This is a genomic window from Halomonas sp. MCCC 1A11062 (genome assembly GCF_021404355.1).
GTDB lineage: Bacteria > Pseudomonadota > Gammaproteobacteria > Pseudomonadales > Halomonadaceae > Halomonas > Halomonas aerodenitrificans.
In genome coordinates this window covers 1-4,094 of the sequence record NZ_JABFTW010000046.1, presented here as the reverse complement: position 1 = coordinate 4,094, position 4,094 = coordinate 1, and the positions used below count along the sequence as shown (strand labels likewise).

General features: G+C 58.9%; 5 protein-coding genes and 1 pseudogene. All 6 read right to left on the bottom strand.

What is annotated here, in order from left to right; all coding sequences use genetic code 11:
• Positions 1-66 precede the first annotated feature (66 nt).
• Complete coding sequence (locus HOP58_RS22645) at positions 67-423, bottom strand: hypothetical protein (RefSeq protein ID WP_234261883.1); 357 nt, start codon at positions 421-423, stop codon at positions 67-69.
• A gap of 3 nt (positions 424-426) precedes the next feature.
• A complete protein-coding gene (locus HOP58_RS22640) occupies positions 427-834 on the bottom strand; it encodes a hypothetical protein (protein ID WP_234261881.1) in 408 nt (135 codons plus the stop codon).
• A complete protein-coding gene (locus HOP58_RS22635) occupies positions 831-1,796 on the bottom strand; it encodes a type VI immunity family protein (RefSeq protein WP_234261880.1) in 966 nt (321 codons plus the stop codon). The genes HOP58_RS22640 and HOP58_RS22635 overlap by 4 nt, the downstream gene beginning before the upstream one ends.
• 102 nt (positions 1,797-1,898) lie before the next feature.
• Positions 1,899-2,645: a hypothetical protein gene (locus HOP58_RS22630; protein ID WP_234261877.1), complete on the bottom strand. Its 747-nt coding sequence runs from the start codon at positions 2,643-2,645 to the stop codon at positions 1,899-1,901.
• Complete coding sequence (locus HOP58_RS22625) at positions 2,642-3,565, bottom strand: DUF4123 domain-containing protein (RefSeq protein ID WP_234261875.1); 924 nt, start codon at positions 3,563-3,565, stop codon at positions 2,642-2,644. The genes HOP58_RS22630 and HOP58_RS22625 overlap by 4 nt, the downstream gene beginning before the upstream one ends.
• Positions 3,562-4,094, bottom strand: a pseudogene (locus tag HOP58_RS22620) (DUF2345 domain-containing protein); the annotation flags it as partial. The gene HOP58_RS22625 and the pseudogene HOP58_RS22620, both read right to left, overlap by 4 nt.

Here is a 4,094-nt window from a genome sequence, read left to right as displayed (position 1 = left end):
GCACTTCCAGAAGCTGGAACTGGTCGTCAGCAACGTCAAGTTCCAGGACGGGGAGCAAGTGGTTGATCAATCAGACAGGAATGCGGCCTGATCGCCATCCACCAGATTTGACGATAACTCCTCGCCGCGCCCATAGGTGGGCAGCCAGTCGAAGGGGGTGATATAGCTGTCGAATCCTTTCAATTTTTTCCACCTGCCGGTGCTGGGGTTGGTGGTCCAGGTGAGCTGGTCGCCGACTAGGTCGCGGTAGTCGGCCAGAATGTCCAGCACCGCCTGGCGCTTCTCTTCCTGCTGGGAGCCGGTAAAGAACAGTGTCACGCCCAGGCAAATCTTGAACAGCACGCCGTTATCCGTTTCGACGGTGAGCAGCTGGTCGAGAGGTGCGTTGATTACGTCAGGCATCCCTGCCATGGCGGTCTCCATGCGTCAGGCCTCGTCGGCATGCCAAGTGATGGCGGTAATGTCGGCGCGCAGTTCCACCACCGCATGCTGCTCGCCTGCGCGGCCGCGCAGGCGCCAGGGGTCGCCGCGTTCGATCAGTTCCAGGGTGTGAAAATGGGGCAGCAACTTCTCCTCGGCCAGCTCGTGCTCCACCAGTGGCCAGCTCCCTCCCTCCTGAATGCGCACCTCGACCTCGCCCTGAGTATGAAACACCATGGTGCCCGGCCCCCAGAAGGGGGTGATATCCGATTGCAGCGACCAGTCGCCGTCGCGGCAGATCACTCGAATGGCCGTGTCCGTGATCTCCACCCGCTCCAGCTCGATATCGGGGAACAGCTGCTTGGGGAACCACTCCAGGGCAAACGTTTCGCCGCTCGCTGTTGGCTCGCTCATGGCTGACCTCCCTGTGGGCTGAAGCGCGCCAGCCAGGCCTGGTACTCAGGCTCATTGAAATATTTTTCGTGACGATTGCTGGGCATCAGCGAAGAATGAATAGCTTGATGATCCTTGACACGGATCGGCTCGATAATGGCAGCAACACGACGGTAATCGGCCAGTGCTGCATTGACTTCGGGATCTTCGCTGTCGCCAAGCTGGGGCATGGGGCCTGCACGAAGGATAGCGCCGCCGTCGTACTCGAGCACTGGCAGCTCACCCATTGCCTCCTTGATGCGCTCCATGCCACCAAGCCGTTCTAGCCAACGGTCGGAGAGAATGGTCAGCCAGTCGACGCCCTTGGGACCTTGATGTAAGTTAAATACGTGCTCAGAAAAATTATTTATTTGAAGGCCAGGAAAACGCTGCCCAAAACGATATTCAAGAATAGAAGCCTCATCACTTCTTTCATGGCCATAAGACCTCCCTAGCCAGAAACCCGCATAGCCTTGATCAGGCTTCAGCTTGTCGCACCAGCGCTGTACATGCTCGGGCAGCTTATCTTCACGCTCGATAAAAAAATCAATAGGAAACTGACAATAAAGATAGCTTAGATCATCGTCTCTAAGACGACCCAGCGATACCAGGCCATATTCATTTGCATCGCTGGGACGTTGACCACCATGGTAAACCAACTCCCATTCGCCGCGCCCATGGCTAGGCAGCCAGTCGAAAGGAGTGATATAGCTATCGAACCCCTTAAGCTTCTTCCACTTGCCAGTGCTAGGGTTGGTGGTCCATGTTAGTTTGTCCCCGACCAGATCGCGGTAGTCCGCAAGAATTTCCAGCACAGCCTGGCGTTTCTCTTCCTGCTGGGAGCCGGTAAAGAACAGCGCCACACCCAAACAGATTTTAAACAGCACGCCGTTATCGGTTTCTACCGTAAGCAGTTGATCTAGATCCTTTGGTGTTGTATCCATTTATTTCTCCTTAATGGTTACAATAAACATACCGAAAACTTGACGTTCAAGGTAATGGGTACGCCCCTTTGTAAATTTGACGGGTATTGATGACGTGCCCAGCTATGTCCCACCAATAAGAGCAGCCCCAGCAGCAAGTACACGAAGCGAAAATTGTCCAGCGACTCGTGCCACACCTATAACGGTTGTGTCCCAATCAATCCCCTTCTCTTCCAGGCGATCCTGGTAGATCTCCATGGCAGGCTGGGTATCCGTCTCGTATTCTGTCTGTCGAGGGCCATCACAGCTACATCGTTCTGGCGTGAGTAGTTTGAGCTTATCTCTGCCACCAGCTATATCACGGTAAGCTACCTCTTGTCCCGGTCCCCAATCATCCGGCGGAAACTTGACCTCGATGACGCCCAGCAGATTGTCCTGGGTGGGCTTGCCGTTGGGGTCACGCAGCGCCACGGCATCGGGGATGCGCAGCTCGCCGCGGGTATAGCCTTCCTCTCGGTTCTTTGCCGTCTCGGTTAGCAAGGCCCCATTGCGCTTCATACTGACGATACGGTTGATGGAATGGCCGAAGTTGCGGATCGGCTCTATCGTCTCCAGGCCCTCGGCATCCTTCAGCAGTAGCGGTGAGGGCGGCGAACTTCCCATGTAGTAGGGTACCTGCACGCGCAGGCCGGTGTCGCAGGTCTCGTTGAGGCTCATGAGACCTAAATCGACACAGCTCTGCTTGAGGTTGATTCCACCCTGGCCCTTGTTGGGCACCACGTTGCAGGTACAGACGAAACTGCAGACGATACCCAGGCGGCTTTCGATATCGTTGTCCAGCGGGCACTGCTGGGCGCCGTTGTCGCTCATGAATGCGTTCCTTCTCGTGATGCTGGGTCCATCTGGGGGCCTTCGGGCAGCCAAGCGGGATCATGGTGGTGGCGGTCGGGCAGCTTGCCGTAGGCATGGGTTTGCCAGTTGGCGAGGGTTGCCGTCAGGCCGTGCCGCGCCAGGTCCTGCTGAAAGTCGTCACGCCGTTCCGGGTGCGAACAACTGGTCACCGCCAGCAGACAGAAATGCGCGGCTTCGTCACGGCTGGGCAGGGTGTCGGCGTTGAGCGCCGTCAGGCGATCCACGGCATCGGCCACTCGCGCTTCGATGCTGGGGCTGTCCAGGTGCATCAACCAGGCACCGGCCTCGAGTAGCAGCCGCTGCTGGGTATCGCCTATCAGCTCCTGGCGGTAAAGCGGTCGTAATGCCCGTTGGTGGCGTGGTTGGATTTTCCACCACGGCGCAGCCGGTAACGGGGCCCGAACGCGATCCTCCTCTGGGTGCTGGGCAGCATGTCGCGCAGTGAAGCCGCCAGCGGAGCGGTAATTGACGGCCGTGACGGGACCGAACCATTGGCGGTATTCATGGCCGTCGAAGGCATCAAGGAAGTGCGGTAGTACGTCCGGGTCGTAGAAGCGGAACAGGACTTCATCGCCTTGCGGGTTCAGGATCGTCAGCCAGCGGCGGTAGTGCATGGCCAGTGCCTCGGGCGTTTCCTGACTGGCCAGTAGCAGCCCCCAGTTGAGTGTGGGGCGTTCAGCTATTAGCCAGTGCAGAAACGGGTCGTGGGGCGAGGTGCTGGCCACGATGGGCGAGACTTCCAGCAAATGGGAGAATGGCGTGTCCAGGTAGAGTGGCACACTGCTGTTGCTATGAGGCGAACGTCGATACCACTGCCGACGCAGCTCGGGAAGTGCCGCATCTAGCAGAATATGGGTACAAGCGGGCAGTGTACTCACCGACTGTCCCCCGAGGATTTGAGCGTATCGGCGCAGATATCGCAAAGTGCCTTGCCGCTACTGGCCGCTCTCTGTAGCGCCAGTACCTGGCCTTCCGTTTCGGCAAACGCGGTGGGCTGCCAGTTGGGCTCGAGGGTGAAGTCCTCATGCACCTCAGGTACTGCCCTACCCGGCAGCAGTGGCGTCTCGACGGCCTGGCCTGAGCCGGAACCGGGGCTGCCTCCGGCGTTGATCTTGACCTTGGGGCCGACCAGGGTGACGCCGCCGCCGTCGAGCTTGAGGAAGCTGCCGCCGGCGTTGAGCGTCATTTCGCTGCCGGCTTCGAGCACTACCTTGTGCCCGGCCTTGACGTGCAGTTCGCGGCCGCATTCGCTGAGCCAGGCCTGGCCGGCCTTGATGTGCAGGGTGCCCTGTACCGTGAGGTGCTGGTTGGCGACGGTTTGCTCATGGCGCTCGCCGCGCACGGTATGGTGCTCGTCGGCGTGGATCTCGCCGATGCGGTCGTGGTGCACGGTGAGGAAGCTGTCGT

Excerpts from the sequence above, each read along its gene's own strand:
- HOP58_RS22645 (WP_234261883.1), bottom strand. The coding sequence starts at position 423 with ATGGAGACCGCCATGGCAGGGATGCCTGACGTAATCAACGCACCTCTC.
- HOP58_RS22640 (WP_234261881.1), bottom strand. The coding sequence starts at position 834 with ATGAGCGAGCCAACAGCGAGCGGCGAAACGTTTGCCCTGGAGTGGTTC.
- HOP58_RS22635 (WP_234261880.1), bottom strand. The coding sequence starts at position 1,796 with ATGGATACAACACCAAAGGATCTAGATCAACTGCTTACGGTAGAAACC.
- HOP58_RS22630 (WP_234261877.1), bottom strand. The coding sequence starts at position 2,645 with ATGAGCGACAACGGCGCCCAGCAGTGCCCGCTGGACAACGATATCGAA.